Source organism: Streptomyces sp. ActVer (assembly GCF_027270795.1).
Taxonomy (GTDB): domain Bacteria; phylum Actinomycetota; class Actinomycetes; order Streptomycetales; family Streptomycetaceae; genus Streptomyces; species Streptomyces umbrinus_A.
On record NZ_JAPWHT010000930.1, the window covers coordinates 1 to 1,093 of the forward strand.

1 protein-coding gene is annotated in these 1,093 nt (G+C 71.2%); it reads left to right on the forward strand.

Translation table 11 applies throughout. From position 1 onward, the window contains the following. On the forward strand, positions 1-1,093 hold a 1,093-nt coding region (locus O3Q52_RS53415; protein ID WP_269655591.1), incomplete at both ends, for a DEAD/DEAH box helicase.

The window sequence follows — 1,093 nt, forward strand, 5'->3', positions numbered from 1 at the left end:
CGGCCGGCCGGCGCGCCGAGCCCAAGGCGCCGCTCGCGCTCGTCCTCGTGCCCACGCGCGAGCTCGCGCAGCAGGTCACCGACGCGCTCACGCCGTACGCCACGGCCGTGAACCTGCGGCTCGCGACCGTCGTCGGCGGGCTCTCCATCGGTAAGCAGTCCGGTCTGCTGAGGCGCGGCGCCGAGGTGCTCGTGGCCACGCCCGGGCGGCTCAAGGACCTGATAGACCGCGGTGACTGCACCCTCGAACGGGTGGGGATCACCGTCCTCGACGAGGCCGACCAGATGGCCGACATGGGCTTCATGCCCCAGGTCACGGCGCTCCTCAACCAGGTCGAGCCGGACGGGCAGCGCATGCTGTTCTCGGCGACCCTGGACAAGAACATCGACAAGCTCGTACGGATGTTCCTCACGGACCCCGTCGTGCACTCCGTCGACCCCTCCGCGGGCGCGGTGACGACGATGGAACACCACGTGCTGCACGTCGCCGACGAGACCGACAAGAAGGCCGTCGCCATGCGGATCGCCGCGCGCGACGGGCGCGTGATCCTCTTCGTCGACACCAAGCGCTCGGCCGACCGCTTCGCCAAGCGGCTGCTCGCCAACGGTGTGAAGGCCTCCGCGCTGCACGGCGGACGCTCGCAGCCGCAGCGGAACCGGACGCTCGACCAGTTCAAGACCGGGCTGGTGACCGCGCTCGTCGCCACGAACGTCGCGGCCCGCGGAATCCACGTCGACGACCTGGATCTCGTCGTGAACGTCGATCCGCCGGTCGACCACAAGGACTATCTCCACCGGGGCGGGCGTACCGCTCGCGCGGGGGAGTCCGGGAGCGTCGTCACGCTCGTCCTTCCCGAGCAGAAGCGGGAGATGACCCGGCTGATGGCCGACGCCGGGATCAGTCCGCGGACGGCTCGGATCAAGTCGAGCGACGAGGAGCTCGTACGGATCACGGGGGCTCGGGAGCCGTCCGGGGTTCCTGTTGTCATTCCTGTGCCGGAGCCGGTTGCCGCGCAGGCTCAGTCGAAGTCGCCGTCTCGGGCTCGGCGGGGTGGCGGCGGGCGTGGCGCGCCTGCCGGGGCGCGGTCCGGTGC